The following is an 18,731-nucleotide window of genomic DNA, read 5'->3' as shown; positions in this document are numbered from 1 at the left end:
GGCCGTGCCGCCGAGATCGTAGGCGCCTCGCAGGATTTCCTGCGCCGCTTGGACGAGGCGAAACTGATCATCCCGTTCCGGTCCGCCGGCGGCCACCGCCGCTACTCCCGCTACCAGCTGCGGCTGGCCGCACGAGCCCGGGAGATGGTCGACCACGGCACCGCCCTCGAGGCCGCCTGCCGGATCATCATCCTCGAGGACCAGCTCGAAGAAGCCCTCCGGCACAACCAGAACCACCAGTGCCGCCAGCAAGCCAGCGCCGCCTGATCCCGCCGACACCTGACGGTCCCTTCTCCACCAGGAGAGGGACCGTTTGCCGTACCGCGCAGCGGCCGAGGAGCGTGTGGCTCGCCTCCCGACACAGATAAAGCGGCGCCCCGGCATACACGTGCAACGGTTCAACCGTTGCGGTTTGATTTCCCTAGTCGTTCGAGTGCCTGATGGGTTTATCCGACACCCGAGCGCTGCCCAGTGTTGCAGGGTCCGCGGGCTGAGGATGGCGACGTCGAGCAGGCCGTCGTCGGGCTGGGCGTCGTTGAGCAGCCGCATGCCCCCTTGGAGCCGGCCGACGTTGCCGACGATGACGGTGCGGGGCCGGCGGGTGAAGGCCGGCTTGTCGTCCAGGGTGATGCGCAGGTGCATGGGCCGGTCACGGAGATGCTTGGTGGCGCCGGCGGCGTAGGCGAGCCAGCCGATGTGCTTCTTGGCGGTGTCGTTGGTGGCGTCGAGCATGTGGGCGTCGAAGCCCATGCCGGCCATCACGGCGAAGCTCTGCTCGCCGACGACGCCGACGTCGATGCGGCGGCGTCCGCCCTGCAGGACGACCTCGAGGCCGGTGGCCAGGTCGGCGGAGAGCCCAAGGTTCGCGGCCAGCAGATTGCCGGTGCCCGCGGGCAGCACGGCCAGGGCGACGTCGGAGCCGGCCAGAGCGGTCACGCAGGCCATGACGGTGCCGTCGCCGCCGCAGGCGAAGACGAGCTCAGCGCCGTCACGCACGGCCTGGGTGGCCTGGCCGGCACCGGGGTCGTCGACGGTGGTCTCAAGCCACATCGGCACCGGCCAGCCCCGGGCGGTCAGCGCGTCGGTGACGGTGTGGCGCAGTTCGTCGAGGTCGGGCACCTTCACCGGGTTCACGACGACGGCGGATCGGAGGGGGCCGGAAACTGTCATGACATCCACGGGAAAGCCCTTCGCAGTCGGGGAAAACGCGACCGCCGCCGGCCCGCGTGGGGTCGGCGGCGGTCGTCAGTGCTGTCAGGCGTCGGCGTGCTCGCGGCTGCCGGACTTGGCCAGGCCCCGGCTGACCAGGTAACCGATGGTCAGCAGCACGACGTAGAACCAGGCGCGGTCGGCGCGGAAGTAGTCGCCGCCGGCACCGTTGTCGCCGTTGCCGTTGCCGTCGACCACCAGGGAGGCGATCAGGACGGCCACCGTGATGACCACGTACGCGATGAACTCGGTGGTTTTGAACGCGGCCTTGGTCTCGGTCGAACGGCGGCGCAACGCGCCGTTCGAGGAGGTGTCGGTGCGGTTGGTGGTGGTGCTGGACATGTATTTCTCCTGGAGCTGTGTTATGCGTGGACCGCCGTACCGCTTTGGCGGCAGGGGTTGATGCAGGAAGCTCCGGATGGCAACCAGCATTCGTTGCCTTCGATGAAGGGATGCCCGGTGCGGGTCTTTCCAAACAGGATGTAGGTCACTCCGGTCGGTCGCCCGTGCCACCTGTGGTCGGGGAGGCGGTCGGCTGGTCGCCGCCGGGGCGGACCGGGCCGGTGGTGGCGTGGATGCTGTCGCGGGCCGCCTGGGCGACCGCCGCGGCCGTGATGCCGAACTCCTGGTAGAGCCGCTCGTAGTCGGCGGAGGCGCCGAAGTGTTCGAGGCTGACGATGCGCCCGGCGTCGCCGACGATGTCGCGCCAGCCCTGGCCGATGCCGGCCTCGACGCTGACGCGGGCGCGCCGGCCGGGCGGGAGCACCTCGTCGCGGTAGGACAGGGGCTGCTGGGCGAACCATTCCCGGCACGGCATCGACACCACACGGGCGGCGATGCCGTCGCCGGCGAGCAGGTCGCGGGCGTCCAGGGCGATCTGCACCTCCGAGCCGGTGGCGATCAGCAGCACGTCGGCGTCGTCGCCGGTACCGGCCAGGACGTAGCCGCCGCGGGCCGCGCCGTCCGCACCGGCGTATCCGCCGGGGCCGCGGTCGAGTACGGGCAGGTTCTGCCGGGTGAGGATCATGCCGGCGGGCCGGTCGGTGTGCTCCAGGACGGTGCGCCAGCAGACGGCGGTCTCGTTGGCGTCGCCGGGCCGGACGACGTCGAGGCCGGGGATGGCCCGCAGCGCGGCGAGGTGCTCGACGGGCTGGTGGGTGGGGCCGTCCTCGCCGAGGCCGATGGAGTCGTGGGTCCACACGTAGGTGGCGGGCAACTGCATGAGCGCGGCCAGCCGCACCGCCGGGCGCATGTAGTCGCTGAACACCAGGAACGTGCCACCGTACGGGCGGGTCAGGCTCTGCAGGGCGATGCCGTTGAGGATCGAGCCCATGGCGTGCTCGCGGATGCCGAAGTGCAGCGTCCGGCCGTACGGGCCGCCGGTCCAGTTGCGGGTCTGCCGCTGCGCCGGGATGAACGACGGTTCGCCGGTCATGGTGGTGTTGTTGCTCTCGGCCAGGTCCGCGGAGCCGCCCCACAGCTCCGGCAGCACCGGGGCCAGCGCGGACAGGATCTCCCCGGACGCCTTGCGGGTGGCCATGCCCTTGGCGTCGGGCGCGAAGGTCGGCAGGGCCGATTCCCAGCCGTCGGGCAGCTGACGCTTGAGCAGCCGGTCCAGCAGCGCGGCCCGGTCCGGGTGGGCGGTCCGCCAGGCCTCGAAACCGGGCAACCATTCCTGGTGTACGCGGGCCCCGCGCGCGACGACCGTACGGGCCTGGGTCAGCACCTCGTCCTCGACGGTGAACGACGCGTCCGGGTCGAAGCCGAGCAGCCGCTTGGTCGCCGTGATCTCGTCGGCGCCCAGGGCGGACCCATGCGCCTTGCCGCTGTTCTGCAGGGTCGGGGCGGGCCAGCCGATGACGGTGCGCAGCTTGATCAGTGACGGCCGGCCGGTGTCGGCCTTGGCGGCCTCGATCGCGGCGTGCAGGGCGTCGAGGTCCTCGATGTACTCACCGGTGCGGGTCCAGTCGACGGTCTGCACGTGCCAGCCGTAGGCGGCGTAGCGGGCGGTGACGTCCTCGCTGAACGAGATGTCGGTGTCGTCCTCGATGGAGATGTGGTTCGCGTCGTAGAACACGACCAGGTTGCCGAGTTGCTGATGACCGGCCAGGGAACTGGCCTCGGCGGTGACGCCTTCCATGAGGTCGCCGTCGGAGGCGATCACGTACACGTGGTGGTCGAACGGGCTCTCACCCGGCGCGGTGTCCGGGTCGAGCAGGCCACGCTCGCGGCGCGCGGCCATGGCCATGCCGACCGCGCTGGCCAGGCCCTGCCCGAGCGGCCCGGTGGTGATCTCCACGCCGCGGGTGTGCCGGTACTCGGGATGCCCCGGCGTGGCCGAACCCCAGGTCCGCAGCGCGCGCAGATCGTCGAGTTCCAGGCCGTAGCCGCTGAGGAAGAGCTGGGTGTAGAGGGTGAGGCTGGTGTGCCCGGCCGACAGCACGAAACGGTCGCGGCCCAGCCACTGGTCGTCGTTCGGGTCGTGCCGCATGACGTCGTGGAACAGCAGATACGCCAACGGGGCCAGGCTCATCGCCGTACCCGGGTGGCCGTTGCCGACCTTCTGCACCGCGTCGGCGGCCAGCAGACGGGCGGTGTCCACGGCCCGGACATCGAGCTCGTCCCAGCCCACGGCGCCGGCGACCGGGGCGGTGACCTGTCGGTCGAGATGATGAATCTGGGTCATATCGATGTCCTCACTGCGGGGGTGAAAGGGGCGTGCCGGTCAGGACTGAACGAGCTCGGCCCGTTTACCGGCGATGCCCTCGAAGAGCTTGTCGAACGAGGCGACGAACGCGTCGACGCCTTCGCGTTCCAGCACCGCGGTGATGTCGTCGTAGTCGATGCCGGCCTCGGCGAAACGCTCGAACACCCGCCGTGCCTCGTCGACGTCGCGGGTCAGCGTGTCATCGCCCTTGCCGTGGTCCAGGAACGCCTCGACCGTGGCACGGGGCATGGTGGTGACGGTGTTCGGGCCGATGAGTTCCTCGACATAGGTGACATCCCGCCGATCCAGGCTTTTCATCGAGGTCGACGCCCACAGGCACCGCTGCGAGGACGCGCCGGCGGTCTGCAGTTCGTCCCACTCGTCGCCGGTGAAGATCTTTCGGTACGCCTGGTAGGCGAGCTTGGCGTTGGCGACGGCGAGGGTGCCTTTCAGCTCGGCCGGGCCGCCCTGAGCCTTGAGGCGCCGGTCGGCTTCGGTGTCGACGCGCGAGACGAAGAACGAGGCCACCGAGGCCACCGTGTGCAGGTCGCCGCCGGAGTCGCGCAGTCGGCGCAGCCCGCGCACGTAGGCCTCCGCTGCTGCCTGGTGCCTTTGCAACGAGAACAGCAGCGTCACGTTGACAGCGATCCCGCGGGCGATGGTCTCCTCGACCGCCGCCAGACCTTCCTGCGTGCCGGGGATCTTGATGAACAGGTTGGGCCGGTCGATCAGCCGGTGCAGAGCGACGGCCTCCTGGACGGTGGCTTCGGCATCGTGGGCCAGATGCGGGTCGACTTCCAGCGACACCCATCCGTCGCGGGAGGAGTCACCGCGGTCGTACACCGGCCGCAGCAGGTCACACGCGGCGCGCACGTCGTGCTGCGCCAGGGCGAGGAACACCTGCTTCGGGTCGTCCTGGGTGCGCAGAACCTCACGTAGTTGCTCGTCGTAGGCGTCGCCGTCGGCGATCGCCGTCTGGAAGATGGTGGGATTGGAGGTCACCCCGGCCATCCCTTCGGCGATCAGTCCGGCAAGGTCACCGTCACGAACGAAGGCCCGAGACAGATAATCGATCCCATGAGCGCATCAATCATCCAACAGCCAGCCCTCGGCGGTGGGCAGGTACGTGATGTCGCCAGCGAGGCGCACCCCGGGTGCGGGGGCGGTGAAGCGCGGCGGATCAGGTCCGGTGCCGGTGCCGCCTTCGCGTCGGGCTTGGTCAGCGACCGCCGCCGGCGTCGGGTGATCCCGGCCAGGCCACGCTCGCGCATCACCCGCTCGACGCGCTTGCGGTTGACCCGCAGCCCCCGGCGGCGCAGCTCGGCGGTGATCCGCGGGGATCCGTAGCCGCGGTGCTCGGCCTGGATCTGCCGGATCAGGGCGGCGAGCTGCTCGTCGTCGTCTTGACGGGCCTGCCGGACGGGCTGGGCGGCCAGCCACTCGTAGTAGCCCTGCCTGCGCTTGACCGCCAGGACACGGCACAGCCGCGTCACGCCGTACACCTCGGCGTGCTCGGAGATGAACCGGTAGCGGCCGGTCAAATGCTTATATCCGTCGCAAAATAGGCGGCCGCTTTCCGGAGGATCTCCTTCTCCAGCTCGGCCACCTTTTTACGCAGCCGGCGCAGCTCGTCGCGTTCGACGCCGCTCAGGTCGCCGCCGTCGGCACCGCCGCGGCCGGCACGCTGTTCATCGGCGCGTTTCGCGGCGTTGACCCAGCCGCGCAGGGTCCCATGATTGACACCGAGTTCACGGCCGACATCGCGCAGCGTACGGCCCGAGGACCGCACGAACTCGACGGCGTCGCGCCGGAGATCCTCGTTGTACTTCGAAGGACGGGGCACCGGGACATCCTTCCCCCAGACTGCTGTCTGGTTTCCAGGTGTCCGGCTCCGAGGGGGAACTTCATTCCGCCGTCAGGCTCCAGAGGAGGACGGCTGTGCCGTCCCAGGACACCGTGTACCACGTGCCGTCTCCAGCTGGGCGGGGCGGCCCGTCGATCGGAAGGGGATAGCTCGCCTCCGCAAGGAGGCTCATGTCGCGTGTGTCGATGAGCCAGTGCCGGCTGTCGCCGAATTCCAGATCGGATTCGGTCGTTCCCGCGATGACGATGTCGTCGTCGACGAATGCGCCTTCGTAGTCCCACAGCCTCCGGTCGTCCTCGTCGGTGCTGTCCGGGTGGGGTGGAACCGAGGGCTCGACCTCGATCTCCCGCAGTTCCGCGCCGTCCTCGGCGTCGTACAGGATGATGAATTCCTGCCCGCTGGTGACGGTCATGAGGAACCGGCCGGAAGGGCTCACGTCCAGCAATTTGAGGTCGATGTCGAGTTGCTCGACGGTCAACTCCCGCCCGTCCCAGCGCCCGTGGAACACCGGGGAGTCCTCCTCGCCCTCGGCGACGCTCAGAGCCATCCGTGCCGGATCCGGGAACACTGTGTGCTGGGACCCGGAAGCGTAGGTCTGCGTCGGCGCGTGGCCCAGAATCCGCCCGGTCGCCGCTTCCAGCAGCACCCACAACTCCTGTCCCGACTCCGTGGCCGGGACATCGGCGAGCGGGCCACGGACATGCGCCCAGACCAGTGAGCCGTCGGCGCTGAACGCGGCGGAGCCGCGGTTGGCGCGAGTGTGCGCCCGGTCACCGGCGTATTCGGCGAATGATTCGTGGAACTCGGCGCACTGCTCGGCCCAGCAGCCGTGCCGCAATTCCCACACGGTCGCACCATCTGCCCCGACAAGCCGGACGGCGTGCACACCGGCAAACACCATCGCATTCTGATCGGGCGCCACAGAGACTTTGCCGATCCCGCGCGGCCACGGCGCCGGGAAACGGACCTCCGGCAGCGAATCGGCATTCGGCAACCGAATGTCGCGCGTCACCACCTCTGCGTCACCGCGATGGACGAGCAATCGGCGCCCAGGCCAGTGCAACACTTCCGGGTAATCCGCCAGGTCCCGATCGATTGGAGACTCGATGGTGGCTACAAGACTGGCCCGACCTGCCATCCGGCGCTCCTAGAACAAATGTATGGGCTCCGCCACAGTACACATTGAGCCTTTTTCATCGTGACGGTGCAGGCCACGGCGGGGTCAGGACGCCGGAGTCGATATAGGACGAGGCTCCCGGTAAGACAGCAGTCGACCAAGATCCGATGCCCCAACCGGGAGCCTCGCTGTGCTGTCTTACCCTGCCGCGATTTCGTTGTCCACCCGCAGCCTGAACCACCTCGCCGGCCTCATCCGTGCCCACCGCGCTCAGCGCCGGTCCCGATGGAGTCGTCTCGACCCCGGCCGGCAAGCCCTGCTCGCCCTTGCTCGCCTGCGCAACGGCGACACCCTGACCCGGTTGGCCTGCAGCTTCGAGATCGGCGTCACCACCGCGTGGCGGTACGTTCGCGAGGCCATCGACCTGCTGGCCGCCACCGCCGACGACCTCGAAACGGCGATGAACAGGATCCGGCTGCTCGCATACGTCATCCTCGACGGCACCCTCATCCCGATCGACCGGGTCGCCGACCAGAAGCCCTACTATTCCGGAAGACACCGCCGCCACGGTGTGCACGTGCAGGTCATAGCCGACGCGGCAGGCCGGCTCATCTGGGCATCCGCCGCTCTGCCCGGTGCCGTCCATGACCTGACCGCCGCCCGCACCCACGCCATCATCGAGGTCTTGACCAGCGCGAAGGTGATGACGTTCGCCGACAAGGCGTACCAAGGCGCCCGCGGCAGCATCCGGACACCGTTCAAACGCCACCGCTACCGGCCGAAACTCTCCGCCTGGCAGAAGAAGGTCAACCGGGCCCATGCTCGGATCCGCGCCATCGGCGAGCGCGCCGACGCCACCCTCAAGACCTGGAAAGTCCTGGCGAAACTCCGCTGCAGCCCCCACCGCGCGACCCCGATCGTGCAGGCCATCCTCGTCCTGCACCACGTCGAGAACCCTGCCCACTCAGGATGAAAAGGCTCATCGAACCCCATTCCGCGGCTACGGCCCTGAACAAGTACAAGGCGTTGCAGCAATTCTTCCGATGGCTGGTCGAAGAAGGCGAGATCGAACAGCCGCCGATGGTTGACACGCGGCAGCCGGGCCGGGCTGGTGGGATCGGGGCACCGCCCTGGTCTCGCTCGCCGTCGCGATCGTGCTCGGCGCCAAGAGCATGTCCGATATAGGGCTGCTGGCTCACCGGGAGGCGGCCTCATGGGCCGCCTCCCGGCGTCCGGGGGGGAGGTGTGAGGTCACTTTCGGTTGTAGAGGCGCATGGTCAGCGTGCCGAAGACCGCGACCAGGACGCCGCTGGCGACCAGCGTCCACGTGATCGCCGACCAGTCCCAGGCGCCGGCCATCACCGAGCGGACGGCGGCCACCAGCTGGGTGATCGGGTTGACGGTGACGAACGCCTGCAGCCAGCCCGGCATCGTGCTCGGGTTGACGAAGACGTTGCTGAGGAAGGTCAGCGGGAACAACACCATCATGCTGACGCTCATCACCGACTTCTCCGACCGCATCAGCAGGCCGAACATGGTCCAGATCCAGGAGAACGCGAACGAGAAGACGACCAGCAGGCCGATCCCGCCGAGCACGCCGGTGAACCCGCCGCCGGGGCGGAAGCCCAGCGCCAGGCCGAGGAGGACGATCGTGGTGGCGGCCAGGATGTAGCGCAGCACGTCGCCGAAGATCATGCCGACCAGCGCGGACGGCCGCCACACCGGCAATGTGCGGAACCGGTCGAAGACGCCCTTCTCGATGTCGGTGTTCAGGCCCGTACCGGTGTACATGGTGATCATGACGACGCTGGTCACCATGACGCCGGGCAGGAAGAACTGCAGGTATTCACCGGTCGACCCGGCGAGAGCGCCGCCGAACAGATAGGTGAACATCAGAGTCATGATGATCGGGAAGGCGGTCACGTCGAACAGCTGCTCGGGAACGTGCTTGATCTTCAGCATGGCGCGCCAGCCGAAGGTCAGCGACGAACTCCACGCGCTCGGCCGCGGCGGCCGCTCGCTGCGAGCCATCACGGCGGCCATCGTCTCCGGCGCCGGTACGTAGAGCGCCTCGGAGTCCGGCGTCTCGGGGGAAGTGACGGTGGTGCTCATGCGACGGCCTCCTCAACGGCGCTGCCGGACGGGGCGGAAACTGCCGGACGATCGGTCAGCGCGAGGAACACCTCGTCCAGGCTGGGCTGGCCGAGGGAGAAGTCGTCGACCACGATCCCGGCGGCGGCCAGCTCGGCCAGCGCCCTGGCGGCGTGCTCGGCGGCGCCCCGCTCGGAGCCGGAGTGCTCGGCGCGGGCGGTCAGCGCAACCGGATCCGGGTCCAGAGTCACCTCGGTCTTCAGCGCCCATGCCAGGATCCGCTCGGCGTCCGGCCGCCGGTCGGCGTCGCGGAGGCGGACGTGCACCGTGCCCGCGCCGATCGAGGACTTGAGTTCCCCCGGAGTGCCCTCGGCGATCACCCGGCCGTGGTCGATCACCGCGATCCGGCCGGCCAGCTGGTCCGCCTCGTCGAGGTACTGGGTGGTCAGCAGCACGCTCGTGCCGTTGGCCACGACGGCGCGGACGATGTCCCACACCTGGTTGCGGCTGCGCGGGTCGAGGCCGGTGGTGGGCTCGTCGAGGAAGAGCAGGTCCGGGGTGTTGAGGATGCTCGCGCCGATGTCGAGGCGCCGGCGCATGCCGCCGGAGTACTTCTTCACCTGCCGGTCCGCGGCATCGGTCAGGCCGAATGCATCGAGCAGCTGTGCGGCCCGTTCGCGGGCCCGGGACTTGGGATAGCCGAGCAGACGGGCGAGCAGGACCAGGTTCTCGGTGCCGGTCAGATCCTCGTCGACCGAGGCGTACTGACCGGTGAGGCTGATCCGGCCGCGAACCGCGTAGGCCTGTTTCACCACGTCGTTGCCGAAGATCCGGGCCGTGCCGCCGTCCGGTCGCAGCAGGGTCGCGAGGAGGCGTACCACAGTGGTCTTACCCGCGCCGTTGGGGCCGAGCAGACCGTAGACGGTGCCGGCTGGCACCGTCAGGTCGACGCCGTCGACCGCGCGGTTGTCGCCGAACACTTTGACAAGGCCCGAAGTCTCGATCGCCGGTGCGTTCATCACCCGATTGTCGCCCGCGGGCCGGTCCCGAATTTGTTCCTGATTGCGCACCCTGTCCGCCGGTGGGGGTGCCCGGAACTCCGGCGACGTGGCATTTCAGGAGAAGTTCGCTGACGTGCGGATCCTTAGACTCACCGCGTGGATCTGCGGCGATGGACCAGCACGGCGATTGACGCGTACCAGGAGTGGGCGGACGGCTTCGGGCCGTTCGAGCCGCATCCTTCGCTGGTCGTCTCCGAGAAGCGTTTCACCGAGGCGTTCGGTGCGTTCGCCGATCGGTTGCACGACAACTATCCGTTCTTCCATCCCCGGTACGCCGGCCAGATGCTCAAACCCCCGCATCCGGCGGCGATCGCCGGTTACCTGGCCGCCCTGCAGATCAATCCGAACAACCACGCACTGGACGGCGGGCCGGCCACCGCGCGGATGGAGAAGGAGGTAGTGGCGCAACTGGCCACGATGTTCGGATTCGGCGAGCATCTCGGTCACCTGACCACCAGTGGGACGATCGCCAACCTCGAGGCGCTCTTCGTCGCCAGGGAGTCGCACCCCGGGCTCGGTGTGGCCTACAGCGCGGACAGCCACTACACACACGCCCGGATGTGCCACCTCCTCGGGGTCGAGGGCCACTCGGTGCCCACGACCGGTGACGGCCGGATGGACCTGGGCGCGCTGGAGGAACTGCTGGCGCGCGGCCGGATCGGCACCGTGGTGCTGACGGCCGGCACCACCGGACTGGGAGCGGTCGATCCGGTCCACGAGGCGCTGGCGCTGCGGGAGCGATACGGGGTGCGGCTGCACGTGGACGCGGCCTACGGCGGATTCTTCACGCTGCTCGCCGATGTGCCACCGGAGGACGGCGGAGTCGATCCGGAGCCGTGGCGTGCCATCGCGCACTGCGACTCCGTCGTGGTGGACCCGCACAAGCACGGGCTGCAGCCGTACGGCTGCGGCGCGGTCCTGTATCGCGACCCGGCGGTGGGCCGGCACTTCGCCCACGACTCGCCCTACACCTACTTCACCTCCGATGAACTGCACCTGGGCGAGATCTCCCTGGAGTGCAGCCGGGCGGGGGCCGCCGCGGCCGCGCTGTGGCTGACGTTCCGGCTGCTCCCGCCGACACCGGACGGTCTCGGCGCGGTGCTGCGACCGGGTCGGCGGGCCGCGCTGCGCTGGGCGTCGCTGCTGACCCGGTCCGAGGTGCTCGTCCCCTATCAACCGCCGCAGCTCGACATCGTCACCTACCTGCCGCGACTGGCGGAGCCGGCGCTGTCCGCGATCGGCCGGGTGTCCAGCGACATCATGGCGCGCGGCATGTCGGACAAGGAGGATCCGGTGTTCCTGGCCACCTACGCGGTGACCGGGACGGCACTGCGGGAGCGGGGACACACGGTGACGATCGACGCGGCGCGCGGCAGCATCCTGCGCAGTGTGCTCATGAAACCCGAGAGCGAGGCGTATCTCGATCGGCTGCACGCACGGATCGAGGATCTGGCGGCCGTCAGTATTGACGGCGGGTATCCGTCCTGATCTGGTCTACCGGACACGAACCTTCCCCGGGGCGCGTGGGCCGCGGCCCGGCACCGGTCGGGCGACCGGAGGAATCGGCCCTGATGCCAGGTAGATGGTTCACTGTGAATCAGCCGCCCGGCCCGAACTGAACTGGTGAGGAGCGATGACGTTTCAGCTCGACGCCGACGGCGCTGACGCGCACGACGAAGACGCAGCGGACAGGTATGCCGATGGCATTCTCAGCCACAGCCTGCCGACCGAGCTGAGGCGTCTGCGGGTCATGGAGCAGATGCTGGATCCCGACGAGATCAGCGTCCTCGGTGGCCTCGGCATCCAATCGTCATGGCACTGCCTCGAACTCGGGGCCGGGGCCGGATCCATCGCCCGCTGGCTGGCGGAGCGGTGCCCGGAGGGCCGGGTGGTCGCCACCGACCTCGACACGTCTTTCCTGGAGGACGGGCCGCCGAGCGGGCTGGAGATCGTCCGGCACGACGTGCGGAGCGGGGATTTCCCGCCCGGGTCCTTCGATGTCATCCACGCGCGGGCGCTGTTCATGCACCTGCCCGATCGGGACGCCGTGCTGCGCAGGGTGGCGGCCTGGCTGAAGCCGGGCGGCTGGCTGGTGGTGAGCGACGCCGACATGTTCACGGTCGACTCCACACCTCACCCGGCCATGCACACGATGTGGGCGGCCGTGGAACGGCTGTTCACAGCACAGGGGTCCGATCCGCGCTGGGCACGCCGGCTGTCCGTCGAGCTCCGGCGCGCCGGGCTGGCCGACATCGGCATGTCGGTCACAGTGGACACCTTCGGCGGCGGTGGCGTGACCGACGAGTTCTGGCGTTCGTCGATCGCTCAGGTGAGGCCCTTTCTCATGGAGCAGGGTCTGGTGTCCGAGGCGGTCTACGCCGAGGCGCAGGCGCTGCTGGACGACCCGGACTTCCGGGACACGCTGTGGGCGTACATCAGGTGCTGGGGACGGCGTCCGCCCGGCTGAGCCGCGACGGTCTCAGTCGCAGTCCGCGTGCGGGGTCTGCAGCGGCACGGTGAGTTCCACCTGGGTGCCGTGTCCGGGCTGGGACACCACCGACATGATGCCGCCCAGAAGGGCCGCGCGCTCCCGCATCGACGACAGGCCGGCGGTCGACGACGCCGGCACGCCGGACGGGTCGAAGCCGCCGCCGGTGTCCTCGATCACCGCGCGCAGCTCGTGAGGGGCGATGTCCACCTGGATGAGCGTCACACCGGCGGCGCCGTGGGTCAGAGAGTTGCGGATGGCTTCCCGGATGATGAGGAACGACTCCTCGCGCACCGTGGTCGGCAGCCACGTCTCGTCGCCGTTCACCTTCAGCCGCAACTGGTGGTCACCGGTGGGAACCGAGTCGATGTATCCGGCCAGTGCCTTCTCGAGGCTCTTCAAGGGCGCTTCCAGGCGTAGGTCCTTGATCACGCCACGCAGGCTCTCGAGGGAACCGAGCACCGCCTCTTGGGCTTTCCCGGCCTGGGCCGCCGCCTTGAGCGGATCCTTCTCGCGGTAGTCCTGGAACAGCTCGAGCCGCCGGTGTGCCACGCTCAGCCCTTCGCTGACCCGGTCGTGCAGCTCCCGGGCGATGCGGTGGCGTTCGCCGAGGTGGGCCTCGTGGATCCGGTTCAGCAGATAGCCTGTGTACGCGCCGGTCGCCTCGCGGATCCGGATGGTGATGCTCTGGTTGAGCGTCAGCATCACGATGCCGAAGGTCTCGAGGGCTCCGGCGTCCAGGCGGTGTGTCATCCACTGCACCACGGTCTCGGCGAACACCGTCGCGGCCTGCCAGGACTCCCGGGTGGGGATGGCCTGCGACGCGCGCGTCTCGCCGATGTCCCAGGCGAGCATCGTGGAACCCCCGTCGATCAGAACCCGGCCTGCCCGCAGACTGCGCGTGATGTCGGTCAACGTCTGACCGGCGTGCGCGATGGTCTGCGCGCGGGCGGTGGGGTCACCGGCCACGGTGCTGTTCGCGGACTCCAGCGCGCGCATGTAAGCGGCCAGGATCTCGGCGCGCTCATGCTCGATGAGCGAGGCCAAGGTGCTCCTCGCCAGCTCCGCGCCTTCGCGGGAGTCATCAGCCACAGCCTGCTCGAACCCCCGTAGTGCGGTCGACCCGCACGCGGATCGTCCGGAATTCGTCCCGAAATATAGATGAACCGCTCGCCCTTTTGGGCCCGAGTTCATCCTACACAGAACTGATCTCAGCGAGGAACTGCGGTTGATCGGTACGACACGGGTGAATCGGTAGTACCGGACGTCCTCGAAACGGATGTGGAGCGATCGATAGATCAGGTCTTGCGACAGATCCATTCGAGAGGGTTCCACGTGCTGGCTCATCGTGCCATGGTCGACGTCCCCGGGGACCTGGTGCAGTACCTCGGCCGGCTGCTCGCCGCCGAACGTCGTGCCCGGGCACCTGCACGACACCAGCTGCGCCCGCGACCTGGGTGTGACCGCCGCACTCGACTGGGCCGCCGCCGAACTCGTCCTGCCCGCCTTGGCCGACTCCGGCTACGAAGGCACCGGCCAAGGCATCAAGACCCCGGTCAAGCAACCGGCCGACGGTGAACCCCTCGCCATCGACGACCGCGCCTGCAGCCGGCTCCTACGCGCTCTGCGCCGGCAGGCGAACGCGGCTTCGCCATCCTGATCGGCCGCTGGAAAGTCCTGCGTCACAGCACGATCAACCCACGCCGCATCGGTGACATAGCCGCTGCTGCGCTGCATCCGACCCATTTCAACTGCAAATACACAAGCGGATCTTGCTGAGATCAGTTCCCAGGACGACGAAACCATCAACCGGACAGAATGGGGGGGATTGCGGAGATATTGAGGAAGTATTGCGTAGTCATGAACACCCGATATGGTGCACGACTGTCCTTCCGGGTGGCTCCGGCGATTCCGCCCAGACATGCCACGGTCATCGCGATTGCACCGATGAGCATCGATATTCCCGGCCACAGCAACAGCGGCGATGTCAGTGCGGCGGAGGTGACGAACGCCGAGGCGAGCACCATCGCCGAGACCGCCGCCGTGTACCGCGCCCGCCGCTCGCCCCACGCTCCGGCGATGGTGTGCCTCCCCGCCGCCACGTCGCCGGGCACGTCCGACAGGTCCTTGGTCACCCCGCCCACGATGCCCATCCAGGCGCTCGCGGCCACGACGAAGACGACGAGTGCCGGACTGGGCCACGACCAGCCGCCGGTGTGTGCGATGTGGCCGGCGAAGTACGTCAGCAGCCCGAGCGTGATCCCGGTGAGAACCGAGGTGGTGGCGTGCCGCTTGAGCTGGACACGCGGGCTGGAGTAGCAGTAGCCCAGCGCCAGCAGGGCCAGCACCGGCCAGAGCACGGCGTCGCCGAGCAGCAGGGCGCCGCCGACCGCGAGAACGGACGCGCCGACGACGACCCGGCCGGCGGCAGTCGTCGACAGGTCGCCGCGGGCGATCGGCCGCCGCGAGCCGTTGATCCGGTCCTCGTGGACGTCGGTGACGCCGTTGAACAGGTAGACCGCGAACACCGCGAGTTCCCACACCAGCGCGGTGGCGCCGATGCGCACCACAGCGTCGCGGGTGAGGTCCGCACCGGCGAAAGCGCTGCCCACCAGGAAACGCAGCAGGAAGACCAGGAGCACGGTGGGACGTGCATCGATCACGCACAGACGCGCGATGAGGCCCAGCCGTGGGATGACGTGGGGTCGTGGCGTGCTCGGGGTCAGGTACGTGTCCATGGTGGGGATTCTTGCTGATCGATGTCTAACGGCAAAGAGATCGGCTCGCCGAGAAGCCGCATTCCGCACGACGGAATATGGGAATCCCGACTTCTGATACCGATCCGCCGACACCGGTGGCACCGAGTCCGGAGCTGTGAATGAGCGTCCGGATCGATCCGATCAAGCGGGCCGACCCGAGCGCATCGGGCGGGACCGAACCCCGACACGGGCTGCCGGTCCGGCCGTTCGTGCAGGCCACACCCAGGGCTACGGAGGCCGGCGCATTCCTGGGCGAGGCGGTGCGCGGGCCGGCCGGGCGTCGCGGCGGCGGAGTTGTGTCGGCCGGTCGCCCGGCCTACAACTTTCGATACCGCACAGGGTTCCCTACGGTTCGACCGGGTCCGGTTTTGCTTCGCTTGGTTGCCGTCGAGTCGGCGCTGAGTTAATTTCGACGCGTCCCTGACAAGAGCCCATGCTCCCGATCCTGGCGGTTCGCTCCTTTGTCGGTGATAAGGAGATTGTCACCTGTCGATCGCGGTCCGCGGATCGGTGGATCCGGACTCGTCAGCTGCCGAGGAATGCGGCGTCAACAGTGCAGGAACACCTTCACGGGAAGAGTCTGAGGCGGTCCGCGCCGATCCACGTGCGGCCACATTCGTGACTGAATTTGGAAACTCGACACCAGTCCGATCGATCGGGAGAGGACCCATGGACACGCATCACCGCTATGCTCCGTTCCGTCGTATCGAGCTGCCCGACCGCCAATGGGCCGACCGCACACTCGACCGCCCGCCCCGCTGGCTCACCACCGACCTGCGAGACGGCAACCAGTCACTGCCCGAACCGATGTGCCCCCGGCGCAAGCTCGTCATGTTCGAATTGCTCACGAGCATGGGTTACAAGGAGATCGAGATCGGTTTCCCGGCCGCCAGCCAGGACGACTACGACTTCGTGCGCCTGCTCGTCGAGGAGGACCGGATCCCCGACGACGTCCGGATCACGGTGGGATCGCCGGCCCGCGACGCGCTGATCCGCCGTACCGTGGAGAGCCTGCGTGGCGCGCGCCGGGCGACGATCTGCGTCTTCAACGCCACCGCACCGGTGAGCCGCCGCCTGGTGTCCCAGATCGACCGGCGACAGTGCCGGGACATCGCCGTCGAGGGCACCCGCTGGGTGCAGCAGTACGCCGGAAGCCTGCTCGGCGGCACCGACCTGGCATTCGAGTACACCCCGGAGATGTTCAACGAGACCGAGATGGACTTCTCGTTGGAGGTCTGTGAAGCCGTCATGGACGTCTGGCAGCCGGGTCCGGGTCGCGAGATCGTACTGAACTTCCCGTCCACGGTGGAGCGGTCCGGACCACACATGTTCGCCGATCAGATCGAATGGATGGACCGGCACCTGTCCCGACGCGAGCACATCTGCCTGTCGGTCCACCCGCACAACGACCGCGGCACGGCGGTGGCCGCCGCAGAGCTGGCCATGGTGGCCGGAGCCGATCGGATCGAGGGCTGCCTGTTCGGCAACGGTGAGCGTACCGGCAACGTCTGCCTGGTCACGCTAGGGCTGAACCTGCTGACCCAGGGCATCGATCCGGGTATCGACTTCTCCGACATGGAGCGGATCCGGAGTGTCGCCGAGTACTGCACCGACATCCCGGTGCACCCCCGGCACCCGTACGGTGGCGACCTGGTCTTCACCGCCTTCGCCGGGCTCCACCAGGACGGGATCAGCAAAGGGCTCACCGCGCTCGAACGCCGGGCGAAGCAGCAGGGCAAGGCGCCCGCGCAGATGAGCTGGGAGGTGCCCTACCTGCCGATCGACCCCAAGGACATCGGGCGCACGTACGAGTCGATCGTGCGTGTCAACAGCCAGTCGGGAAAGGGCGGCGTGGCCTACGTGATGCGCGTCCGGCACTGCCTCAACCTGCCGCGCGACCTTCAGATCGACTTCGCCCGCGTGGTGCAGGACTGCACCGACGCGTGCGGTGGTGAGATCAGCCCGGCCCAGATGTGGCGGATCTTCGAGACCGAATACCTGGAACCGATGGCCGTGCGCCCGTCGGCGGTGTCCGCCACCCTGTACGTCGATCGGCGCAATCGCGGGGTCGGCGACGCGGCGCACGACGACGCCCGGGTGGTCGAAGCGGTGCTCGCCTCGCTGGGCACCGACGCGGTGGTGGCCGAGATCGGGGGATCGTCCCCGTCCCCGGACACGGAGGCCCCCGACGCCGGACTGGGCTTCGCGGTGTACGCGAAGTGCCGGGTCGACGGCGCCGTGCGGCCGGTCTGGGGCGTGGGGCTCGATGAAGACATGGTGGCCGCCGCGGTCGCCGCGACCCGGTCCGCGGTCGGGCGCGCGCTGCGTGGCAGTGACGCCGTGCCGGCGGCTCGGCGGCCGGCCCTGGCCCCGGTGCAGGTTCCCGCCGAGGCCAGCGTCTGAGGGGCATCCCGCGGCGGGTCCGTCGTCACCGGCTCGATCCCGGTACGGGGTTGGCTTATCGTCTGCGCTCGGTAAGGATCAGCTGACGGCGAGCGGTGGGGGAGTCGATCGGTGCCTGAGGTTGTGACATCGGACGGGGTGCGACTGTCGTACCGGGAGGCCGGGAGCGGCCCGCCGCTGATCATCATCCCGGGTATCGCCCAGCCGGCCTCGGTCTTCGTCCACCAGCTCGACGGCCTGCGGGACCGGTACCGGGTGATCGTCTACGACCAGCGCGGGCACGGCGAGTCCGGCAAGCCGTCGTACGGTTACCGCCTCTCCCGGCTGGCCAAGGACCTGAGCGAACTCATCGATGCGCTCGGGCTCTCGCGGGTCAGTCTCCTGGGCTGGTCACTCGGGTGTGCCGTGGCCTGGAGCTACTACGACCTGTTCGGGCCCGAGCGGCTGGCCCGGCTCGTCCTGGTCGACGGCACCGTCCTGCTGTGCCGGACGCCGGAGATGACCGAGCAGGACATCGCCGACACGGGCGCGGTGTGGACCGCGGCCGAGGCGATGGAGATGGTGAGATCCCTTCGCGACGACCAGGAGGCCGTCGTGCGTCGCCTGGTCGGTTCGTTCGTCACCGCCGACCGCACCGACGTGGAGTGGCTCGTCGGCGAGGTGCTCCGGATGCCCGCCGAAGCCGCCGCGTCGCTGATGTTCGACTACGTCTACAGCGACTGGCGCGACGTCATCCCGCGGATCACCGTTCCGACCCTGATCGTCGGAGGTGCCCGCAGCCACGTCCCGACCATGGCGCAGGAGTGGCTGCACCGCACCATCCCCGGCTCCGAGCTGGCGGTGCTTCCCGACCGCGCGCATCTGCTCTTCTACGAGGAGCCGGAGGTCTTCAACGAACTCGTGGCGACATTCCTGGCCGAGCCGCGGTGACCCGGCGCGAGCGGTGCACCATTTCACGGATGCAGCGCCAAGTCGTACTCGGGCTGATCTCGGCATCATCCCCCCGTTCGCCACGCCGCCGTGTCCGCTTTC

The 18,731-nt window shown here is 68.9% G+C and carries 17 protein-coding genes and 1 pseudogene; 7 read left to right on the top strand and 11 right to left on the bottom strand.

Translation table 11 applies throughout. The features are described 5' to 3' along the window. Positions 1-267: MerR family transcriptional regulator (locus AB0I88_RS20870; protein ID WP_361026729.1), on the top strand; the 267-nt coding region annotated here is incomplete at its 5' end. Positions 268-492: 225 nt separating this feature from the next. Here the strand turns inward: AB0I88_RS20870 and AB0I88_RS20865 are convergent. The 7 genes and pseudogenes from AB0I88_RS20865 to AB0I88_RS20835 all read right to left on the bottom strand — a co-directional run. After that, positions 493-1,170, bottom strand: a pseudogene (locus AB0I88_RS20865) (diacylglycerol kinase family protein); the annotation flags it as partial. An 84-nt stretch (positions 1,171-1,254) separates the two neighbouring features. Beyond that, positions 1,255-1,551, bottom strand: a complete 297-nt coding sequence (locus tag AB0I88_RS20860; RefSeq protein WP_361026717.1) for a hypothetical protein — start codon at positions 1,549-1,551, stop codon at positions 1,255-1,257. Between the two features lie 145 nt (positions 1,552-1,696). Continuing rightward, a complete protein-coding gene (gene tkt / locus AB0I88_RS20855) occupies positions 1,697-3,895 on the bottom strand; it encodes a transketolase (RefSeq protein WP_361026714.1) in 2,199 nt (732 codons plus the stop codon). Between the two features lie 39 nt (positions 3,896-3,934). After that, positions 3,935-4,981: a transaldolase gene (tal, locus tag AB0I88_RS20850; protein ID WP_361026726.1), complete on the bottom strand. Its 1,047-nt coding sequence runs from the start codon at positions 4,979-4,981 to the stop codon at positions 3,935-3,937. Further along, positions 4,939-5,457, bottom strand: a complete 519-nt coding sequence (locus AB0I88_RS20845; RefSeq protein ID WP_361026711.1) for an IS3 family transposase — start codon at positions 5,455-5,457, stop codon at positions 4,939-4,941. The genes tal and AB0I88_RS20845 overlap by 43 nt, the downstream gene beginning before the upstream one ends. Then, on the bottom strand, positions 5,454-5,759 hold the full coding sequence (locus AB0I88_RS20840; protein ID WP_361026708.1) for a transposase: 306 nt from the start codon (positions 5,757-5,759) through the stop codon (positions 5,454-5,456). Before AB0I88_RS20840 ends, AB0I88_RS20845 begins: the two co-directional genes overlap by 4 nt. A 61-nt stretch (positions 5,760-5,820) precedes the next feature. Beyond that, positions 5,821-6,918 carry a hypothetical protein gene (locus tag AB0I88_RS20835; protein ID WP_361026705.1) on the bottom strand — a complete coding sequence of 366 codons (1,098 nt, stop codon included), beginning with the start codon at positions 6,916-6,918 and terminating at the stop codon, positions 5,821-5,823. Positions 6,919-7,087: 169 nt separating this feature from the next. Between AB0I88_RS20835 and AB0I88_RS20830 the strand changes: the two genes are divergently transcribed. Further along, positions 7,088-7,870 (top strand): transposase family protein, encoded by a 783-nt coding sequence (locus AB0I88_RS20830; RefSeq protein ID WP_361026702.1) that lies wholly within the window; start codon positions 7,088-7,090, stop codon positions 7,868-7,870. A 278-nt stretch (positions 7,871-8,148) separates the two neighbouring features. Here the strand turns inward: AB0I88_RS20830 and AB0I88_RS20825 are convergent, their stop codons facing one another. Together AB0I88_RS20825 and AB0I88_RS20820 are read right to left on the bottom strand one after the other, a co-directional pair. After that, positions 8,149-9,009 (bottom strand): ABC transporter permease, encoded by an 861-nt coding sequence (locus tag AB0I88_RS20825; protein ID WP_361026699.1) that lies wholly within the window; start codon positions 9,007-9,009, stop codon positions 8,149-8,151. Beyond that, complete coding sequence (locus AB0I88_RS20820) at positions 9,006-10,007, bottom strand: ATP-binding cassette domain-containing protein (protein ID WP_361026696.1); 1,002 nt, start codon at positions 10,005-10,007, stop codon at positions 9,006-9,008. The genes AB0I88_RS20825 and AB0I88_RS20820 overlap by 4 nt, the downstream gene beginning before the upstream one ends. A 138-nt stretch (positions 10,008-10,145) precedes the next feature. On the opposite strand from AB0I88_RS20820, the gene AB0I88_RS20815 reads away from it, so the two are divergent. Beyond that, positions 10,146-11,537: an aminotransferase class I/II-fold pyridoxal phosphate-dependent enzyme gene (locus tag AB0I88_RS20815; RefSeq protein WP_361026693.1), complete on the top strand. Its 1,392-nt coding sequence runs from the start codon at positions 10,146-10,148 to the stop codon at positions 11,535-11,537. Positions 11,538-11,682: 145 nt separating this feature from the next. Beyond that, positions 11,683-12,516 (top strand): methyltransferase domain-containing protein, encoded by an 834-nt coding sequence (locus AB0I88_RS20810; RefSeq protein WP_361026690.1) that lies wholly within the window; start codon positions 11,683-11,685, stop codon positions 12,514-12,516. A 12-nt stretch (positions 12,517-12,528) separates the two neighbouring features. Here the strand turns inward: AB0I88_RS20810 and AB0I88_RS20805 are convergent, their stop codons facing one another. Next, a complete protein-coding gene (locus AB0I88_RS20805) occupies positions 12,529-13,884 on the bottom strand; it encodes a histidine kinase (RefSeq protein WP_361026687.1) in 1,356 nt (451 codons plus the stop codon). Position 13,885: 1 nt separating this feature from the next. Here AB0I88_RS20805 and AB0I88_RS20800 point away from each other — a divergent pair, with 1 nt between their 5' ends. Next, entirely contained in the window at positions 13,886-14,197 is a 312-nt protein-coding gene (locus AB0I88_RS20800) for a hypothetical protein (RefSeq protein ID WP_361026684.1), read from the top strand. A 145-nt stretch (positions 14,198-14,342) separates the two neighbouring features. On the opposite strand, the gene AB0I88_RS20795 is transcribed toward AB0I88_RS20800, so the two are convergent. Further along, positions 14,343-15,275 (bottom strand): UbiA family prenyltransferase, encoded by a 933-nt coding sequence (locus tag AB0I88_RS20795; RefSeq protein WP_361026681.1) that lies wholly within the window; start codon positions 15,273-15,275, stop codon positions 14,343-14,345. Positions 15,276-15,965: 690 nt separating this feature from the next. On the opposite strand from AB0I88_RS20795, the gene AB0I88_RS20790 reads away from it, so the two are divergent. After that, a complete protein-coding gene (locus AB0I88_RS20790; protein WP_361026678.1) occupies positions 15,966-17,699 on the top strand; it encodes a 2-isopropylmalate synthase in 1,734 nt (577 codons plus the stop codon). 111 nt (positions 17,700-17,810) lie between these two features. After that, on the top strand, positions 17,811-18,629 hold the full coding sequence (locus tag AB0I88_RS20785) for an alpha/beta hydrolase (RefSeq protein WP_361026675.1): 819 nt from the start codon (positions 17,811-17,813) through the stop codon (positions 18,627-18,629). The last annotated feature ends 102 nt before the right edge of the window (positions 18,630-18,731 follow it).

The organism is Actinoplanes sp. NPDC049802 (assembly GCF_040656595.1).
Lineage (GTDB): Bacteria > Actinomycetota > Actinomycetes > Mycobacteriales > Micromonosporaceae > Actinoplanes.
Note: the sequence above shows the minus strand (reverse complement) of the source record. Positions and strands in the feature narration are given on the sequence as shown.

What these genes read in the sequence shown, in the direction of transcription:
- AB0I88_RS20795 (WP_361026681.1), bottom strand. Translation starts at nt 15,275, where the DNA reads ATGGACACGTACCTGACCCCGAGCACGCCACGACCCCACGTCATCCCA.
- AB0I88_RS20790 (WP_361026678.1), top strand. Translation starts at nt 15,966, where the DNA reads ATGGACACGCATCACCGCTATGCTCCGTTCCGTCGTATCGAGCTGCCC.
- tkt (WP_361026714.1), bottom strand. Translation starts at nt 3,895, where the DNA reads ATGACCCAGATTCATCATCTCGACCGACAGGTCACCGCCCCGGTCGCC.
- AB0I88_RS20820 (WP_361026696.1), bottom strand. Translation starts at nt 10,007, where the DNA reads ATGAACGCACCGGCGATCGAGACTTCGGGCCTTGTCAAAGTGTTCGGC.
- AB0I88_RS20835 (WP_361026705.1), bottom strand. Translation starts at nt 6,918, where the DNA reads ATGGCAGGTCGGGCCAGTCTTGTAGCCACCATCGAGTCTCCAATCGAT.
- AB0I88_RS20825 (WP_361026699.1), bottom strand. Translation starts at nt 9,009, where the DNA reads ATGAGCACCACCGTCACTTCCCCCGAGACGCCGGACTCCGAGGCGCTC.
- AB0I88_RS20810 (WP_361026690.1), top strand. Translation starts at nt 11,683, where the DNA reads ATGACGTTTCAGCTCGACGCCGACGGCGCTGACGCGCACGACGAAGAC.
- AB0I88_RS20805 (WP_361026687.1), bottom strand. Translation starts at nt 13,884, where the DNA reads ATGAGCCAGCACGTGGAACCCTCTCGAATGGATCTGTCGCAAGACCTG.
- AB0I88_RS20860 (WP_361026717.1), bottom strand. Translation starts at nt 1,551, where the DNA reads ATGTCCAGCACCACCACCAACCGCACCGACACCTCCTCGAACGGCGCG.